Origin of the sequence: Pilimelia terevasa (genome assembly GCF_014647915.1) — a bacterium.
Lineage (GTDB): Bacteria > Actinomycetota > Actinomycetes > Mycobacteriales > Micromonosporaceae > Pilimelia > Pilimelia terevasa.
Window position 1 is genome coordinate 45,318 of sequence record NZ_BMQC01000005.1, and the last position, 17,223, is coordinate 62,540.

Below are 17,223 nucleotides of genomic sequence, written 5' to 3' on the forward strand. Positions count from 1 at the left end.
CAATGTGCCTATGCGTACATTCCAGACAGGCAAGGTGCTGACCCCGGGCGCTGCTTCGTCCCGCCGCGGTCGCGGCGCGGCCGCCGCCCTGCTGGCGTCCGCTCTCGCGGCCGTCGGCGTGCTGCCGGCCGGGCCCGCCCAGGCGGCGCCGCGCCAGGTGGCCCGCTGGTCGTTCGACTCCGCGGCCGCCCCGATGACCTACCGCGACTCCACGGGCAACGGCCACACCCTGCGCCCGCTGACCCGCCACGGCGGCCGCGCCGTGCCGGTGCTGCACGCGCCGGGCCGGGCGCTGCTCTTCCCGTGGCCGTGCGCCGGGGCCGGCGTCGAGTGCCCGAAGGCGGCGCTGACCACCGCCGGGACCGCGGACCTCAACCCGGGGACGGCCGCGATCCGGTACAGCGCGCTGGTCAAGCTGCCGCTGTACCGGCGCGGTACGCCGCAGGTGGTGCTCACCAAGGGCTACGGCAACGCCGGCGGCTCGTACAAGATGCAGCTCGACCCCCGGGGGATCCCGGGCTGCATCCTGTTCCGCACCGGGACCGGCGAGGTCTACGGCGCGGGCGCCGGCCCGACCGTCGCCGACTCCGTCTGGCACCGGATCGAGTGCCTGCGGGACCGCACGGCGCTGGTGCTGCTCGTCGACGGGGTGCAGCGGCAGCGGTCGCCGATCCCGCGGGCGCTGTCGGTCGCCAACGCGGCGCCGCTGGTCGTCGGGGCGCGCAACACCCACGACCGCAACGACCAGTTCAACGGCTACCTGGACGACGTGCGGATCACGATCGGCTGACCGTCGGCGCCCAGGCGGCGGCTCACGGGGCGGCGGACCCCTGGGCGGCGGATTCCGCGGCGGGGGGTACCGCGGGGACGGACCCCGGGCCGGCGGCGCCCCGGGCGGCGATGAACGCGGCCATCCCGTCCAGCACGACCGCCAGGCCCTCGGTGAAGGTGTCGCGGGCCTGCTGTTCGAGGTACGGGGCGTCGGGGTCGGGGACGTCGTGGGCGGTCGGCTCGAAGCTGGTGATGGTCGGGTACCGGGCCCGGTACTCGGGGCTGGTGACCATGGACTCCAGGTAGCCGGCGCGGGTCGTCCACCAGTCGGTCTCGCTGATCCCGGTGACCCGCTCGGCGGCCCGCGCCTCGGCCATCGACGCGGCGGCGCCGCGGACGAACGTGTGCAGGGTGCCCACCAGCCGGGTGATGTCCAGGCCCGACAGGCCCAGCCCGGCGAAGACCCGCGACTGGGCCTCGTACGAGTCCAGCTCGTGCGGCCCGAGCACCGACCGGGTGGCCGAGATCTGGAGCAGCCACGGGTGCCGGACGTGGAACTCCCACGAGGCGTGCGCGCCGGCCGTCGCGGCGGCCCGCCAGCCCTGCGCGTAGGGCAGGTCGCGGTCGGCGTCGGCGAGCACCCGGTCGACCATGAGGTCCAGCAGCTCCTCCTTGCCGGGGACGTACGTGTAGAGGGCCATCGCCGTGCGGCCGAACCGGGCGGCGACGGCCCGCATCGACACCTCGGCCAGCCCCTCGGCGTCGGCGATGTCGATGGCCGCCCGGACGATCTCCTCCAGCGACAGCCCGGGCCGGGGGCCGCGGCGCGGCGGGGCCGGCGCGCTCCCCCACAGCAGCGCCATCGTCCGGGCCGGATCGCCCTGGCCGACGTAGGTGACCATGCGGACCTCCCCTCTCCCGGCGGCCCACCGCGACCGCCCGCGCCCGGCCGCGTGCCGGGTGACCCGAGCTTTCCACACCGCGGGCACCGGCCGCGCCAGAGAACTCTTTACAGCGTAAAGTAACGTGCTAACATATTACAGCGTAAACAGTTTCCGGCGGAAGGTGCCCCGTGTCCACAGCGTCCCCGTACGGTCACATCGAGGTCCGCGGCGCCCGCGAGAACAACCTGCGCGGCGTCGACGTCGACATCCCCAAGCGCGCCCTCACCGTCTTCACCGGCGTGTCGGGCTCCGGCAAGTCCAGCCTCGTCTTCGGCACCATCGCCGCCGAGTCCCAGCGCCTGATCAACGAGACGTACACCGCGTTCATCCAGTCCTTCATGCCCCGGCAGGCCCGGCCCGAGGTCGACTCGCTGCGCCACCTGGGCGCCGCCATCGTCGTGGACCAGGAGCGGATGGGCGCCAACTCCCGCAGTACCGTCGGCACCGCCACCGACGCCTACGCGCTGCTCCGGCTCGTGTTCAGCCGGGCCGGCGAGCCGCACCTGGGCGGCGCGCACCTGTTCTCGTTCAACGACCCGCAGGGCATGTGCCCGCGCTGCGCGGGCGGCGGGCAGGTGTCCGACGTCGACGTCGACGCGCTGGTCGACCGGCGGCTGTCGCTGAACGAGGGCGCCATCACCTACCCGGGCTTCGGCGTCGACTCGTGGTACTGGAAAATCTTCGCCGAGTCCGGCTACTTCGACCCCGACACCAGGCTGGACGACTACACCGGGGACCAGTGGGAGCGGCTGCTGCGCGGCCCGGAGACCAAGCTCAGGATCGGCACGATGAACCTCACCTACGAGGGCCTCATCCCGAAGATCAGCCGGCTGCACCTGGGCAGGGACGTCGAGACCCTCCAGCCGCACATCCGCGCCGCCGTCGCGCGGGCGGCCACGTTCGCCGCCTGCCCGGACTGCGCCGGCACCCGCCTGCACGCCGCCGCCCGGTCCTGCCGGATCGCCGGCCGCTCCATCGCCGACTGCGCCGCGATGCAGGTCAGCGACCTGGCGCAGTGGCTCGGCACGCTCTCCGACGCGCGGGTCGCGCCGCTGGTCGCCGCCCTGCGGGCCAGCCTGGACAACCTGACGGAGATCGGCCTGGGCTACCTGTCCCTGGACCGGCCCGCCGGCACGCTGTCCGGCGGCGAGGCGCAGCGGGTCAAGATGGTCCGCCACCTCGGCTCGCCCCTGACCGACGTCACGTACGTCTTCGACGAGCCGACCGTCGGCCTGCACCCGCACGACATCGACCGGATGAACGGCCTGCTGCGCCAGCTCCGGGACAAGGGCAACACGGTGCTCGTGGTCGAGCACAAGCCCGAGGTGATCGCCATCGCCGACCACATCGTGGACCTCGGCCCCGGCGCGGGCGCCGCGGGCGGGCGCGTCGTCTACGCGGGAGACGCCGCGGGGCTGCGCGCGGCCGGCACCCGCACCGGCGACCACCTCGAACGGCACACCGAGGTGAAGGCGGCCGTCCGCCGGCCCACCGGCGCGGTCACCATCACCGGCGCGCGCCGGCACAACCTGCGCGACGTCACCGTGGACGTGCCCACCGGCGTCCTGACCGCCGTCACCGGCGTCGCCGGGTCCGGCAAGAGCACCCTCGTCCACACCTACCTGCCCCGGGCCGCCGACGTCACCGTCGTGGACCAGTCGGCGATCCGCGGCTCCCGCCGGTCCAACCCGGCCACGTACACCGGACTGCTCGACGGCGTGCGCAAGGCGTTCGCCAAGGCCAACGGCGTACCGGCGGCCCTGTTCAGCGCCAACTCCGCCGGCGCCTGCCCCGAGTGCAAGGGCCTCGGGGTGATCTACACCGACCTGGCGTTCATGACCGGCGTGGCCAGCGTGTGCGAGGGGTGCGAGGGCCGGCGGTTCACCGCCGAGGTACTCGGCTACCCGCTGCGCGGGGCGACGATCACCGACGTCCTGGCCATGCCCGTGGCCGCCGCCCGGGACTTCTTCACCGAGCGGCCGGTCCGGGCGGCGCTGGACCGGCTCGTCGACGCCGGCCTGCCCTACCTGACCCTCGGACAGCCGCTGCACACGCTGTCCGGCGGCGAGCGCCAGCGGCTCAAGCTCGCGGTCCACCTGGCCGGCACCGCCGACACGTTCGTCCTGGACGAGCCCACCTCCGGCCTGCACATGGCCGACGTGGCCCAGCTCGTCGCGCTGCTGGACCGGATCGTCGACGGCGGCCGGACCGTGGTGGTCATCGAGCACCACCTCGACGTCGTCGCGCGCGCGGACTGGGTGATCGACCTCGGCCCCGGCGCCGGGCACGACGGCGGGTCGGTGGTGTTCGCCGGTACGCCCGCCGACCTCGCCGACGCCGACACCCCGACCGGCCGGCACCTGCGCAAGCGGCTCGGGGCGCGGGCATGACCGTCCTGGTGACCGGCGCCACCGGCAGCGTCGGCCGGCTGGTGGTGGACGCCCTGCGCGCCCTCGGCGCCCCGGTGCGGGCGCTGACCCGGGACCCGGCCGCGGCGGCCCTGCCGCCGGAGGTCGAGGTGCTCCGCGGCCGGGTGACCGAGCCGGCGACACTGGGCCGGGCGCTGTCCGGCGTGGACGCGATGTACCTGGCGCCGCAGTCCGCCACGGCCGCGGCCACGGTGGCGGCGGCGCGCGCGGCCGGTGTCCGGCACGTGGTGGACCTGTCCGGCGAGCCCGGCAGCGAGTGGCACCCGGTGGCGCGGGCGGTCGAGGCCGGCGGCGGGTCCTGGACGCACCTGTGGCCGGGCGAGTTCATCGAGAACGTGGCGATGTGGGCGCCGCAGCTCCGCGGCGGGGACACGGTCCGCGACGCGCACCCCGAGGCCGTCAACTCCCCGGTCGCCATGGCCGACATTGCGGCGGTGGCCGCGCGGGTGCTCACCGAGCCGGGCCACGCCGGCCGGTCCCTGCTGCTGACCGGGCCGGCCGCGCTCAGCCGCCGGGACCGCCTGCGGGAGCTGGCCGGGGCGCTGGGCCGCCCGCTGGAGTACCGCGAGGTCGCCCCCGCCGAGGCGGCCGAGGTCCTGCGTCCGGTCATGGGACCCTACGCCGGCTGGTACGTGGCGACCGTGGGCAGCCTGGTCGCGCATCCGCAGCCGGTGTCGCCGGTACTGGGCACGCTGGTGCCCGCGCCGACGACCCTGGCGGACTGGGCGCGGGCCCACGCGGCGGTCTTCGCCCGCGCGCCGGCCTCGGCGCGCTGACCGCCGCCGCGCACGCCGCCGGCCACGGGGCGGCGGTCTGCGCGGCGGCGGCACGCACCTGCTTTCTCCGGCCGCTGGCGGGCTCAGCGGCCGAGGTGGGCGCGGACCTCCGCCACGATCTGCTCGGGCGTGCGGCCGTCGGTGCGGACCGTGTGCGCGGCCACCTCGGCGTACAGCGGCCGGCGCAGCTCCAGCAGGTGCCGCAGCGTGGCGCGCGGGTTGACGGCGAGCAGCGGGCGGCCCGACCCGAGGCCGATGCGGGACATCGCGTCGGGCAGGTCCACCGACAGGTACACGACCGGGTGGCCGGCCAGCGCGGCCCGGGTCCGCGCGTCCAGCACCGCGCCGCCGCCCAGCGACAGGACTCCCGCGTGCCCGGCCAGCGCCGCGGCCACCGCCGCCCGCTCCCGCTCCCGGAAGTACGCCTCGCCGTCGTCGACGAAGACCTCCGGGATCGGGCGGCCCTCGGCGGCCTCGACGTCGGCGTCGGTGTCCCGGTAGGGCAGTCCCAGCGCCGCGGCCAGCGCCGCCCCGACCGTCGACTTCCCGGCGCCGGGCGGCCCGACGAGCACGCAGACCGGGCCGCTCACGCGATGACCAGGTTCGCCCGGTACGCCGCCAGGTTGCGGCTGATCTCGGCCACCGAGTCGCCGCCGAACTTCTCCGTCGCCGCCTCCGCCAGGACCAGCGCCACCATCGACTCGGCGACCACCGCCGCGGCCGGTACCGCGCACACGTCCGAGCGCTGGTGGATGGCCGCGGCCGGCGCGCCCGTGGCGATGTCCACGGTGGCCAGAGCCCGGCTCAGCGAGGAGATCGGCTTCATCGCCGCCCGGACCCGCAGCCGCTGGCCCGTCGTCATCCCGCCCTCCAGCCCCCCGGCGCGGTCGGTGCGCCGCCGGACGCCCGCGGGCGAGGGCTCCATCTCGTCGTGCGCGGCCGACCCCCGGGACCGGGCCTGGGTGAACGCGTCGCCGATCTCCACGCCCTTGATCGCCTGGATGGACATCAGCGCCATCGCCAGCCGCGCGTCCAGCTTGCGGTCCCACTGGACGTGGCTGCCCAGACCCGGCGGCACCCCGTACGCCAGGACCTCCACGACGCCGCCGAGGGTGTCGGCGTCCTCCTTGGCGGCGTCGACCTCGGCGACCATGGCGGCGCTGGCCGCCGGGTCGGCGCAGCGCAGCGGGTCGGCGTCGACGCGCGCCCGGTCGCCGGGGCCGGGGGCCGCGCCGTCGGGGACGGCGACCGCGCCGAGCGCCACCACGTGCGACACGATCTCGACGCCGAGCGCCTGGCGGAGCAGCGCCTTGGCGACGGTGCCGACGGCGACGCGCGCGGCGGTCTCGCGGGCGCTCGCCCGCTCCAGGATCGGCCGGGCGTCCGCGTGGCCGTACTTCTGCATCCCCGCCAGGTCGGCGTGGCCGGGGCGGGGGCGGGTCAGGGGCGCGTTGCGGGCGAGGCCGGCGAGGATCTCCGGGTCGACGGGGTCGGCCGCCATGACCGTCTCCCACTTCGGCCACTCGGAGTTGGCCACCCGGACGGCGACGGGGCTGCCCATGGTGCGCCCGTGCCGGACGCCGCCGACCATCTCGACGACGTCGCGCTCGAAGCTCATCCGCGAACCCCGGCCGTACCCGAGCCGGCGCCGGGCCAGCTCGTCGGCGATCTCGGTGCTGGTGATCTGCACCCCGGCCGGTACGGCGTCCAGGATCGCCACCAGCGCCGGTCCGTGCGACTCACCCGCGGTCATCCAACGCATGTCCCACCCCTTTCCCCCCAAGTCTCCCAGGCCACCCCGCGCCCGTGAGCCACCCCCCACCGCCTCCGCGCGGCAGCCGCCGCGGGCGCGCCGGCCCGGCGGCGTTCGAGGTCAGGAAGTGGCGGGCCAGGCGGGGCGGGCGGCGTGCAGGGCCGCGCGCATCGCGGCGGCCGGGGCCGGCAGGCCGGTGAAGTGGGCGAACTGGTCGAGAGCCTGGGCGTAGAGCAGGTCCAGGCCGGAGAGCACCGCCAGCCCGGCGGCCGCCGCCGCGGCGGCCAGCGGCGTCGGCCACGGCGCGTACAGCGCGTCGAGGTACGCCGCGCCCGGCCGCCACCGGGCGGCCGCGGCCAGCCCGTCGGCGGTACCGGCGGGGACCGTCGACACGACGACGTCGGCGCCGAGGTGGTCCGCGCCCTCGCCCCAGGCCACCGCCCGCAGCCGTACGCCCACGGCCTCGGCGACCGGCACCAGCGCCCGCACCGCCGCGGCGCGGCGGGCCACCACGGCGACCTCGCCGACCCCCGCCCGGCCCAGCGCCACCAGCGCCGCCCGCGCCGTACCCCCCGCGCCCAGCACGGTGCCCGTCACCACCCCGGACCCGGCCACCGCCGGCCGCCCCCGCGGGGTCGACGCCGGGGCACCGGCGCCCAGCAGCGCCGTCATCCCCGTCACGTCGGTGTTGTCGGCGTACCAGCCCGCCCCCCGCCGGACCAGCGTGTTGGCCACCCCGGCCAGCCGGGCCGTCGCGCTGGCGCCGTCGGCGCAGGCCAGCGCCTCCTCCTTCAGCGGCATCGTCACCGAGAAGCCGGCCCACTCGCCGCCGCAGCGCCCGAGCAGGGCGGCCAGGCCGCCGGCGGGGCAGTCGACGGCGTCGTACGTCCAGCCGTCGAGCCCCGCCGCGGCGAACCCGGCACGGTGCAGCACCGGCGACAGCGAGTGGCCGACCGGATGGCCGAGCACCGCCGCGCGGCGCGCGGTCACAGGACGCCGTTGGCGCGCGCCGTCGCCTGGTTCTTCTCGTGCTCGGCCAGGGTCGTGGCGAACGCCGAGTTGCCCTTCTTGTCGATGGCGACGAAGTACAGCCAGTCGCCCACGGGCGGGGACATCGCCGCCTGCAGCGCCGCGGCCCCCGGGTTGTCGATCGGGCTCGGCGGCAGGCCGCGCAGCTTCCGGTTGTACGGGTTGCGCGGGTCGTCGAGTTCGGCGACGGTCATGTCCTTGGACGCCTTGGTCGGCTTGCCGTTGAGTTCGAGCCAGTAGTTGACCGTGACGTCCATCTCCAGGCAGCCGCACGGGAACGACCCGCCGTACGCCCGGTTGTAGGCGACCCGGGCGACCTTGCCCAGGTCTCCAGGCACGCCGGCCTCGACCTGGGCGAGCGAGGCGACGACCAGCGCCTCGTACGGGCTGATGCCCCCGCGCTCCTTCTCCACCGTCGTGACGAAGTCGATCGCCTCGGCCTCCTGGAGGAACTGGGCCACCATCGCCCGCAGGATGCTCTCGGCGGTGGCGTTGGGCGGGAACTCGTAGGTCTTCGGGAACAGGAAGCCCTCCAGCGAGGGCCGGGCCTTGGTCTTGTCTGTCCGGGTGAACCAGAAGTCCGGGACGCCGAGCTTCTTCGGGTCCTTGCCGGCGGCCTGGAACTTGGCCACCGGGATGCCGGTCGCCTTCGACAGCACCTGGTAGGTCTGCACGACCGACAGGCCCTCCCGGACCGCGACGCCCTTGACCACGCGGTTGTCCAGGTTGACGAGCAGGGCCACGGCGTCCTTGGCGCGCATCTGGCGGCGCAGCGTGTAGAAGCCGGGCTGGATGTTCTCGCTGCGGGCGTTGTCCTCGGCCGCCTCGACGAACGCCTCGTCGCTCTTGACCACGTCGGCCTTGACCAGGGTGACGCCGATCTGCCGTAGGGTGTCGCCGTCCCGGACCTCGACGACCACCTCGTCGGCGCCTCCGCCGGCGTAGTCGGGCGCGGAGAAGAAGCCGAGGGCGCGGTCCAGCCCCCAGTACGCCGCGCCGCCCAGGCCGGCCAGCAGCAGGACCGCCACGACCGCGGCGATCACCGTGCGCCCCCGGCGGCGCGGCGACTCCGCCGAGCGCCGGTGCCGGCCCCGGTCGCCGTCCTCGTACGCCAGTCCGAGTTCGTCGATCATCGTGTCCGCCTCCGCTGGTTGTCGAGCCAGCCTTGCAGAATCTCCACCGCCGCGGCCTGGTCGACCACCGCGCGCTGCCGCCTGCCCCGCACGCCCCGCTCGGCCAGCCTACGAGTAGCGACGACGGTTGACATCCTCTCGTCGGACATGCGGACCTCCACGGGAGAGATCACCTCAGCCAACCGGTGGGCGTACGCGGTGACCTCGTTCGCCGCCTGCCCGGGCCGCCCCGACAGGGCCACGGGCAGCCCGACGATCACGGCGACGGCCTCGTACTCCGCGACCAGGCACCCGATTTCCACCATATCGGCAGGCACTTTGTCCGGTGGCGGGGCGGTCTCCCGGGCGACCGTGCGCACGGGCGTGGCCAGGATGCCGTCCGGGTCGCACGCGGCGACCCCGATCCGCACCCGGCCGACGTCCACGCCCAACCGGACTCCGCGCGATAAGCCAGACATCGAGGAATCAGGCCCCGGCGAGTGCCTTCTCGACCGCGGACACCAGCGCGGTGGCCTCGGCCGCGGGCACCCCGCCGCCCTGGGCGAGGTCGGCGCTGCCGCCGCCGCGGCCCGACAGCACGGCCTTCACCAGGTCCGCCGCCGAGACGCCGCGGGACCGGGCGGCGGCGTTGACCGCCACGACCAGGGACGCCTTCTCGCCCGCGCGGGCGACCACGGCGACCGTCGCGGGGCGCGACGCGTCGATCCGGCCGCGGATCTCCTGGGCCAGGGTCCGCACCTCGTTGGCCGCGGTGCCCTCGGGCGCCTCGGTGCCGACGAACGCCACCCCGTTGACGTCGCGGGCACCGGCGGCCACCGACGCCGCCGCGCCCAGCAGCTCCCGCGCGCGCAGCTCGGCCAGTTCCTTCTCGACCTGCTTCATCCGGGCCACCATGGCGGCGATCCGGTCCGGCAGCTCCTCGCGGGGGGCCCGGAGCTGCTCGGCGATCCGCGCGACCAGGTCCCGCTCGCGGGCCAGGTACCGGTACGCCTCGATCCCGACGACCGCCTCGACCCGGCGCTGGCCGGCGCCGACCGACGCCTCGCCGGTGACCGCCAGCGGGCCGATCTGGGCGGCGTGCTGCACGTGGGTGCCGCCGCACAGCTCCCGCGACCACTCGCCGCCGATCTCCACCACGCGCACGGTCTCGTCGTACGTCTCGCCGAACAGCGCCAGCGCACCCAGTTCACGGGCCTCCGGCAGCGTCATGTACTTCACGGCCACCGGCAGGTCCCGCCGCACCGCGGCGTTGGCCGCCTCCTCCACCTCGGAGCGGGTCGCCTCCGACAGCGCGCCGCGCCAGGAGAAGTCCAGGCGCAGGTAGCCGGGCCGGTTGTACGAGCCGGACTGCAGCGCCGCGGGGCCCAGCACGTGGCGCAGCGCCGCGTGCACGACGTGGGTGCCCGAGTGGGCCTGCCGCGCGCCGAGCCGCCACTCCGGGTCGACGCGCGCGTGCACCCGGTCGTCCAGCGCCAGCGTGCCGTCGAGGACCCGCACCTGGTGCACCACCAGGCCCTTGATGGGGCGCTGCACGTCGAGCACCTCGGCGCGCACGCCCGGGCCGGTCAGCTCCCCGGCGTCGGACTCCTGGCCGCCGGACTCGGCGTAGAACGGGCTGCGGTCCAGCGCCACCGACACGAGGTCGCCGGCCCGGGCAGCCGCCGCCGGCTGGCCGTCGGCCCACAGCGCGAGGATCCGCGACTCGGTCTCCAGGTCGGTGTAGGCCACCCAGTCGGTGGGGCCGTGCGCGTCCAGCGCCGCGCGGAACACCGACAGGTCGGCGTGCCCGGTCTTGCGCGCCTTCGCGTCCGCCTTCGCCCGCGCCCGCTGGTCGGCCATGAGCGCCCGGAAGCCCTCCTGGTCGACGCTCAGGCCCTGCTCGGCCGCGATCTCCAGGGTCAGGTCGATCGGGAAGCCGTAGGTGTCGTGTAGCTGGAACGCCTTCTGGCCCGGCAGCGCCGTACCGCCCGCGGCCCTGGTCTCGCCCAGCGCGACGTCCAGGATCGTGGTGCCGGCGCGCAGCGTGGACAGGAACGCATCCTCCTCGGCGTACGCGTAGCTGCTGATCCGGTCGAAGTCGCTGCGCAGCTCCGGGTAGGACGGCGCCATGCAGTCGCGGGCCAGCGGCAGCAGCTCCGGCAGCGCGCGGTCCTGCCAGCCCAGCAGCCGCATCGACCGGATCGCCCGGCGCATGATCCGGCGCAGGACGTAGCCGCGGCCCTCGTTGCCGGGGGTCACGCCGTCGCCGATCAGCATCAGCGCGGTCCGCACGTGGTCGGCGATCACCCGCAGCCGCACGTCGTCGGGGTGGGACTCGTGCGCCGCCTGCCCCGAGCGGGTGCCGTAGCTGCGGCCGGTCAGCTCCGCGGCGCGGGCCAGGACCGGCCTGACCTCGTCGATCTCGTACATGTTGTCGACCCCCTGCAGGATCGACGCCATGCGCTCCAGGCCCATGCCGGTGTCGATGTTCTTCGCCGGCAGGTCGCCGAGGATGTCGAACGTCTCCTTGCTGGCGACGTTGGCGATCTCGACCTGCATGAAGACCAGGTTCCAGAACTCCAGGAACCGGTCCTCGTCGACCTCCGGGCCGCCGTCGGGGCCGTAGGCGGGGCCGCGGTCGTAGTACAGCTCCGAGCACGGGCCGGCCGGGCCGGGGATGCCCATGTGCCAGTAGTTGTCCTTCTTGCCCCGGCGCACGATCCGCTCCCGCGGCAGGCCGGTGGCGAGCCAGATGTCGACGGCCTCGTCGTCGTCGAGGTACACCGTCGCCCAGATCCGCTCCGGGTCCAGGCCGAAGCCGCCGTCGGCGACGGCGTTGGTCGACAGCTCCCAGGCCAGCGGGATCGCCCGCTCCTTGAAGTAGTCGCCGAACGAGAAGTTGCCGTTCATCTGGAAGAACGTGCCGTGCCGCGACGTCTTGCCGACCTCGTCGATGTCCGGCGTGCGGATGCACTTCTGGACGCTGGCCGCCCGCTGCCACGGCGGGGCCTGCTGGCCGAGGAAGTACGGTACGAACTGGACCATGCCGGCGTTGATGAACAGCAGGTTCGGGTCCTCGATGGCCGGCAGCGGGGCACTGGGCACGGCAGTGTGCCCGTTGGCCTCGAAGTGCGCCAGGAACCGGCGCTTGATCTCCGCTGTCTTCATCGCTGCCCTTCCTCCGACCACGCCGGATCCGCGTCCGGCACGACGGTGCCCTCGGCGAACGCGGAGTGGATCTCCGCCTCCCGCTCCGCCATCGCGGCGCGGACATCGTCCACGAAGCTACGCACCGCGCCGACCGCGTTCTCCGCCGACCCCGCCACCGCGCCGGCGATCCCCTGCGGGGTGAAGGCCTGCGCCCTGCGGGTGACCTTGCGTACCACCAGCGCGCCGACCGCCAGGCCGATCCCCAGCCACAGCATCCGCTTCACGGGTCACTCCTCGATCTGTTCGGGTCGCCGACGCCGGGCGCCGGGCGGGAGGCGGCGGTCAGACCTGGTGCCGGCCGCCGCGGCGGCGGTCCTTCATCGTCGCCCGCACCTCGCGCTCGGTGTCGGCGTGCCGGCGGGCCGACGCGGCCTTGCGCAGGCCGTAGCCGAACGACGCGACCTTCACCAGCGGGTTCGACGCCGCCGCGGCCACCACGGTAGCGAGGTTGGCGACGTTCCCGCTGACCTGCTGGGCGTGCGCGGTGATCGTGTCGATCCGGGCGAGCTGCGCATTGACCCCGTCGAGGGACACCTGCACCTGGCCCAGCGCGACGTTCACACCCTCCACCGTGGCCGTGACGTTGCCGATCAGCGGCTCGGTGCGCGCGTTCAGGTCGGTGATCGCCTGGGTGGCCGCGTCGATCGTCCGGCGCAGCCGCAGGATCGGTACGGCCAGCACCAGTACCAGCATCAGGAAGGCACCGGCTGCCACCAGCCCCGCCACGTCCCCAGCAGCCCCCAACGCGTTGCCTCCTCACTAGCGCGCGGGTGCGGTGACACCCACGCTCGTCCGCTCGACCCGGCTGACCTTACCGGCCGGGTCGAGCGGGCGGGCATCACGACGGCGCGGATGTCGGCGGCGGCGCGTCCGTGAAGACCGGGTCGGGATCCTCGCCGGTCTCGTTCGGGTCCGTGCCGGGCGGGTCGGGGTCCAGCCGCTCGTCGGCCACCGCCTGGCGCACCTTCAGCGTGACGGCGGCGCCGGTGCACCCCGGGGCCTGCGGATTCTCGCACGCGGGCTTGCGCACCCACAGGTCCAGCGTGAACTCGTCGCGGCGCCAGCAGCTGTAGAACTCCTCCGGGCGCAGCGGCTGGCCCGGGCAGAGCTGCACCTGCCACGGGCGCCAGCCGTCGGCCGCGAGCCCGGCGGTGTACGCCCGGTTCGTCTCCTCCGGGGAGCGGTCGGCGGTCGCCCGGCGCTCCCGGAACCGGCACTCCTCCAGGCACCAACTGCTGCCGCCGCTCTCGTCGCGCGGCTGGCCGGCGGCCCACGCCGGTACCGCCAGGGCGTCCAGCGCACCGAAGACGGGGTCCTGGACGCTCGCCCGGATGCCGAAGAACAGCGGCACCGCGCCGAGGATCACGACGCAGCCGACGACCAGCGTCGCCAGCCGGAGGCGCTTGCGCTCCCGGAGCTGGCGGCGGATCTCGGCGGGGGTCAGGCGCAGCGGCGCCGCGCGTCCGTTCCCGGGTGGTGGCCCGTCGGCCCCGGCCGCGTGCGTCCGGTCGGCGTCGCCCCCGCGCGCCGGGGGGGCCGCGTCGTCGGCGTACGGCCGGCGCGGCGCGGCGTCCCGGCCGGCGAACGGCGGGACCGCGTCGTCGGACGGGGCGCCGAACGGAGCCGCGGCGCGGCCGCCGTACGGCGCGTCCCGATGCGGGTCGTCCCCCTGCGGGGCCGGCGCGGCCGGCAGGGGCGCGGTCCCCCGCGGGTGCGCCCGCGGTACGGAGGGCGGCACCTGGCGGGCCGGCAGCGCGGGCGGGATCGGGGACGTGTGCGGCGCCGCGGGCGGGTGCAGCGCCGCGGGCGGGTGCGGCAACGCAGGTGTGGGCGGCAACGCGGGCGTGTGCCGGGTCGCGGGCGGGGTCGGCGGTGCCGGGGGGCCGGCGAGGCTCGGCGGCGAGTCCGCGGCGCGGCCGGGCGCGCGGGGCGCCGCGGCCGGCGGTCGGACGGGCGGAGCGGTCGCCTCACCGGAGCGGGCCAGACTCGGCGGCGAGTCCGCCGGCCGGCCGGGGCGCCGGACGGACGCCGGAGCGCCGCGGTCGGCGGCCGGGGGCGGGGTCGCGCGGCCGGCGGTCGGCGGCGCACCGCGCCCGGCGGCGGCCGGCGGCGGTCCGTCGTCGCGGGTGGGTCCGGCGGGCAGCGCGCGGCCGGATCCGCGGGCGTCCACGACGTACCCGGTCGACGGGGCCGCGGGCGGTCGGGGCGCGGCCGGGCCGCCGCCGCGGGCGCCGCGCGGCGGGTTGGCGGGGCTGGTCCGGCCCGGGCTGACCGGCGGCGGGGCGGCGTGGGTGTCCGGGCGGCGCGGCTCCCGGGTGCGCCCGCCGGGCGGCGCGGCGCCGGGCGGGCCGGCCGGCGGCAGTCCGGTCGGGGGCAGGCCCGGCGACGCCGCGGCGGGCGGGGGCCGGTCGGCCGGCGGCGGTCCGGCCGCGCGGCGCGGGGCGCTCGTCGGCGGCAGCGGCGGGAAGTTCCGCGGATCACCGGTCGGGCGGGCGCCGGTCGGCGGCGCCGCGGCGCCGCGGCGCCGCGGCGGCTCGACCGCGGGCCGGCGCGGGTCGGCCCCGCCCCCGGGACCCGCCGTGTCCCGCCGGGACGCGCCAGGCTCGGCAGGACGCGGCTCGGACTGACGCAGCTCGGACTGACGCGACTCGGGCTGACGCAGCTCGGGCTGACGCGACTCGGACTGACGCAGCTCGGACTGACGCGACTCGGGCTGGTGCCTGCCTGGCTGGCGCGGCTCGCCGCGACGCAAGTCGGTGCGGTGCACCTCGGGTACCTCGGGCCGACGCGACCCGGGGTGACCGCTGTCGGCGGGGCTGGCCTCCGGGTGGCGCGCCCGGGCGGCGCGGGTGTCGGCGGGCTCCGGGCGGCGCGGCAGCGGCTCCGGGGCAGGCTGGCGCGCCTCCGGACCTTGCGCGGCGCGGGGCCGCGTCGGATCCGGGTCGGCCGGCCCCCGGTCCCGGCGGGGCGCGTCAGGATCGCGCCGGGGCAGGTCGGGGAGCCGCGGCGCGGCGGTGCCGTCCCGGTGCGGGGGGACGCCGGCGCGGGGCGGCTGGCCCGGATCGCGGCGCGGCTGCGGCCGCTGCGCCCGCTGGTCGACCGGCGGTACGGCCCGCGGGTCGACCGCCGGTACCGCGCCGGAGTGGGGCGGGGCGGCGGCGCGCGGCGGCGGTTCGGCGGCCGGCGCGCGGCGCGGCGGCTCCGTCGCCGGTCGGCGCGGCGGGGCGGTCGCGGGTCGGCGCTGCGGCTCCCCGCCCTGCTCCTGCGTACCCCGGCCCTGCTGGCCCCCTGTGCCCTGCTGGACACCCGGACCAGGCGGGGCAGCGGCCGGACGCTGCAGCGCACTCGGACGTTGCGGAGCACCCGGACGCTGCGGCGTACCGGGGCGCGGCTGGGTACCCGAGCGCGGCTCGGTGCCGGGGCGCTGCTCGGTGCCGGGGGCCAGGCTCGCCTTGGCCTCTTTGGCGTCCCGGAGGTCGGCGATCCAGCCCAGCTCCTCGCGGGGGACCTCCTCCTCGACCGGGACCTCGGTGGGCTTGCCCCGCCCCCAGCGACGGTTCCTGCCCCGGCCCTGCCGGCCCTCGTCGTCGCTGTCCTCGGGGCGATCGCCGCCGCGCGCTCTCACGTCGTCCTCTTTCCGTCGGTGGGTGCGCCGTCGGCGCCCCGGCGGGAACCCCCGGCGCGGACGATGCGGCGCAGCGCGGGCATCCGCGCGGCGACCGCCTCCTCCGCCCCGTGCCGGGTCGGCTGGTAGTAGTCCACACCGACCAGGGGGTCCGGTGCGTACTGCTGCGCGACGATCCCGCGGGAGTCGTCGTGCGGGTAGCGGTACCCCACCCCGTGGCCGAGGCCCCGGGCGCCGCCGTAGTGCCCGTCGCGCAGATGCGGCGGTACCGCGCCGCCCCGGCCCGCCCGGACGTCGGCGAGTGCCGCCGCCAGGGCCGCGGTCACGGCGTTGGACTTGGGCGCGGTCGCCAGATGGATAACGGCGTGGGCGAGGTTGAGCTGCGCCTCGGGCAGGCCGACCCGGTCGACGGCGGCCGCGGCGGCGGTCGCCACGCCGAGCGCGGCGGGGTCGGCGAGGCCCACGTCCTCGCTCGCGAAGATGACCAGCCGGCGGGCGACGAACCGGGCGTCCTCGCCGGCCGCGAGCATCCGGGCGAGCCAGTGCAGCGCGGCGTCGGGGTCGGAGCCGCGCATACTCTTGATCAGCGCGCTGGTGATGTCGTAGTGGGCGTCGCCGTCGCGGTCGTACCGGACGGCGGCGGTGTCGATGGCGCGCTCGGCGGTGCTCAGGTCCACCGTGTCCAGGCCGGCCGCGAGGGCGGTGGCCGCGGCGGCCTCCAGCGCGGTGAGGGCCTTGCGGACGTCGCCGTCGCAGAGCCGCACCAGGTGGGCGCACGCGTCGTCGGTCAGCGTCACGGCGCCGCCGAGGCCGCGGGGGTCGACCAGGGCGCGCGCCAGCAGGGTCTGCACCGCGTCGGGCGTGAGCGGACGCAGTGTGAGCAGGACGCAGCGCGACAGCAGTGGGGCGATGACCGCGAAGTGCGGGTTCTCGGTGGTGGCCGCGAGCAGCGTGACGGTGCGGTCCTCGACGGCGGCCAGCAGCGAGTCCTGCTGGGTCTTGCTGAACCGGTGCACCTCGTCGATGAACAGCACGGTCGCCGGCCCGCCGACCCCGCGCTGCCGGCGGGCCTCGTCGATAACGGCGCGCACGTCCCGGACCCCGGCGTTGAGCGCCGAGAGGGCGACGAACCGCCGGTCGGCGGCCCCGGCCACCAACCGTGCGACCGTCGTCTTTCCGCAGCCCGGCGGCCCCCAGAGGATGACCGACAGGAGCGCGCCGCCGGTGACGAGCTGGCGCAGCGGCGCCCCGGGGGCCAGCAGGTGGTCCTGGCCGACGAGATCGTCCAGGCGGGTCGGCCGCATCCGGGCGGGCAGGGGCGCGTCGGCGCGCTCACCGGCGGCGCCCGGGCCGCGGGACGGGACGCCGGCCGCGCCGCCGGTCGACGCGGGCGGCGTCACCGGGAACAGTGCGTCGGACTCCATCAGCACCGAGAGTACCGGCCGCCGGTGATGGGCCGAAAATCACCGTTCAGCGGCCCATCACTCTCGGTAGCTGATCGAGATCGTTGTGCTAGGTCCACCTGCCAGGGCGGAGGCGGCGCGGTCGAAGCGGCCCGGGCGGAATCTGCGCGC

Annotated in this window: 14 protein-coding genes; 3 read left to right on the plus strand and 11 right to left on the minus strand. The window is 76.5% G+C overall.

Annotation, left to right across the window (positions count from 1 at the left end):
• Positions 1-10 precede the first annotated feature (10 nt).
• A complete protein-coding gene (locus IEY75_RS08605; protein WP_189113715.1) occupies positions 11-790 on the plus strand; it encodes a LamG-like jellyroll fold domain-containing protein in 780 nt (259 codons plus the stop codon).
• Positions 791-812: 22 nt separating this feature from the next.
• Here the strand turns inward: IEY75_RS08605 and IEY75_RS21265 are convergent, their stop codons facing one another.
• Positions 813-1,673 (minus strand): TetR/AcrR family transcriptional regulator, encoded by an 861-nt coding sequence (locus IEY75_RS21265; RefSeq protein WP_189113716.1) that lies wholly within the window; start codon positions 1,671-1,673, stop codon positions 813-815.
• A gap of 170 nt (positions 1,674-1,843) precedes the next feature.
• Here IEY75_RS21265 and IEY75_RS08615 point away from each other — a divergent pair, with 170 nt between their 5' ends.
• Together IEY75_RS08615 and IEY75_RS08620 are read left to right on the plus strand one after the other, a co-directional pair.
• Positions 1,844-4,105, plus strand: coding sequence for an ATP-binding cassette domain-containing protein (locus IEY75_RS08615; RefSeq protein ID WP_189113717.1), 2,262 nt, complete (start codon positions 1,844-1,846; stop codon positions 4,103-4,105).
• Positions 4,102-4,920 carry an NAD(P)H-binding protein gene (locus IEY75_RS08620; RefSeq protein WP_189113718.1) on the plus strand — a complete coding sequence of 273 codons (819 nt, stop codon included), beginning with the start codon at positions 4,102-4,104 and terminating at the stop codon, positions 4,918-4,920. The genes IEY75_RS08615 and IEY75_RS08620 overlap by 4 nt, the downstream gene beginning before the upstream one ends.
• Before the next feature lie 83 nt (positions 4,921-5,003).
• On the opposite strand, the gene IEY75_RS08625 is transcribed toward IEY75_RS08620, so the two are convergent.
• The 10 genes from IEY75_RS08625 to IEY75_RS08670 all read right to left on the minus strand — a co-directional run bounded on the left by IEY75_RS08625 (position 5,004) and on the right by IEY75_RS08670 (position 17,073).
• Positions 5,004-5,510, minus strand: a complete 507-nt coding sequence (locus IEY75_RS08625; protein ID WP_189113719.1) for a shikimate kinase — start codon at positions 5,508-5,510, stop codon at positions 5,004-5,006.
• Positions 5,507-6,682 (minus strand): chorismate synthase, encoded by a 1,176-nt coding sequence (gene aroC, locus IEY75_RS08630; protein WP_189113720.1) that lies wholly within the window; start codon positions 6,680-6,682, stop codon positions 5,507-5,509. The genes IEY75_RS08625 and aroC overlap by 4 nt, the downstream gene beginning before the upstream one ends.
• 111 nt (positions 6,683-6,793) lie before the next feature.
• Positions 6,794-7,663: a shikimate dehydrogenase gene (locus tag IEY75_RS08635; protein WP_189113721.1), complete on the minus strand. Its 870-nt coding sequence runs from the start codon at positions 7,661-7,663 to the stop codon at positions 6,794-6,796.
• Entirely contained in the window at positions 7,660-8,835 is a 1,176-nt protein-coding gene (gene mltG / locus IEY75_RS08640) for an endolytic transglycosylase MltG (RefSeq protein ID WP_189113722.1), read from the minus strand. Before mltG ends, IEY75_RS08635 begins: the two co-directional genes overlap by 4 nt.
• On the minus strand, positions 8,832-9,293 hold the full coding sequence (gene ruvX, locus IEY75_RS08645; protein ID WP_189113723.1) for a Holliday junction resolvase RuvX: 462 nt from the start codon (positions 9,291-9,293) through the stop codon (positions 8,832-8,834). Before ruvX ends, mltG begins: the two co-directional genes overlap by 4 nt.
• 7 nt (positions 9,294-9,300) lie before the next feature.
• Positions 9,301-11,982, minus strand: a complete 2,682-nt coding sequence (alaS, locus tag IEY75_RS08650) for an alanine--tRNA ligase (RefSeq protein ID WP_189113724.1) — start codon at positions 11,980-11,982, stop codon at positions 9,301-9,303.
• Positions 11,979-12,248 carry a hypothetical protein gene (locus tag IEY75_RS08655; RefSeq protein WP_189113725.1) on the minus strand — a complete coding sequence of 90 codons (270 nt, stop codon included), beginning with the start codon at positions 12,246-12,248 and terminating at the stop codon, positions 11,979-11,981. The genes alaS and IEY75_RS08655 overlap by 4 nt, the downstream gene beginning before the upstream one ends.
• Positions 12,249-12,306: 58 nt before the next feature.
• Complete coding sequence (locus IEY75_RS08660; RefSeq protein WP_268244339.1) at positions 12,307-12,768, minus strand: DUF948 domain-containing protein; 462 nt, start codon at positions 12,766-12,768, stop codon at positions 12,307-12,309.
• 94 nt (positions 12,769-12,862) lie between these two features.
• Entirely contained in the window at positions 12,863-15,649 is a 2,787-nt protein-coding gene (locus IEY75_RS20845; RefSeq protein ID WP_229789463.1) for a hypothetical protein, read from the minus strand.
• Positions 15,646-17,073: a replication-associated recombination protein A gene (locus IEY75_RS08670; RefSeq protein WP_189113726.1), complete on the minus strand. Its 1,428-nt coding sequence runs from the start codon at positions 17,071-17,073 to the stop codon at positions 15,646-15,648. The genes IEY75_RS20845 and IEY75_RS08670 overlap by 4 nt, the downstream gene beginning before the upstream one ends.
• Positions 17,074-17,223 lie beyond the last annotated feature (150 nt).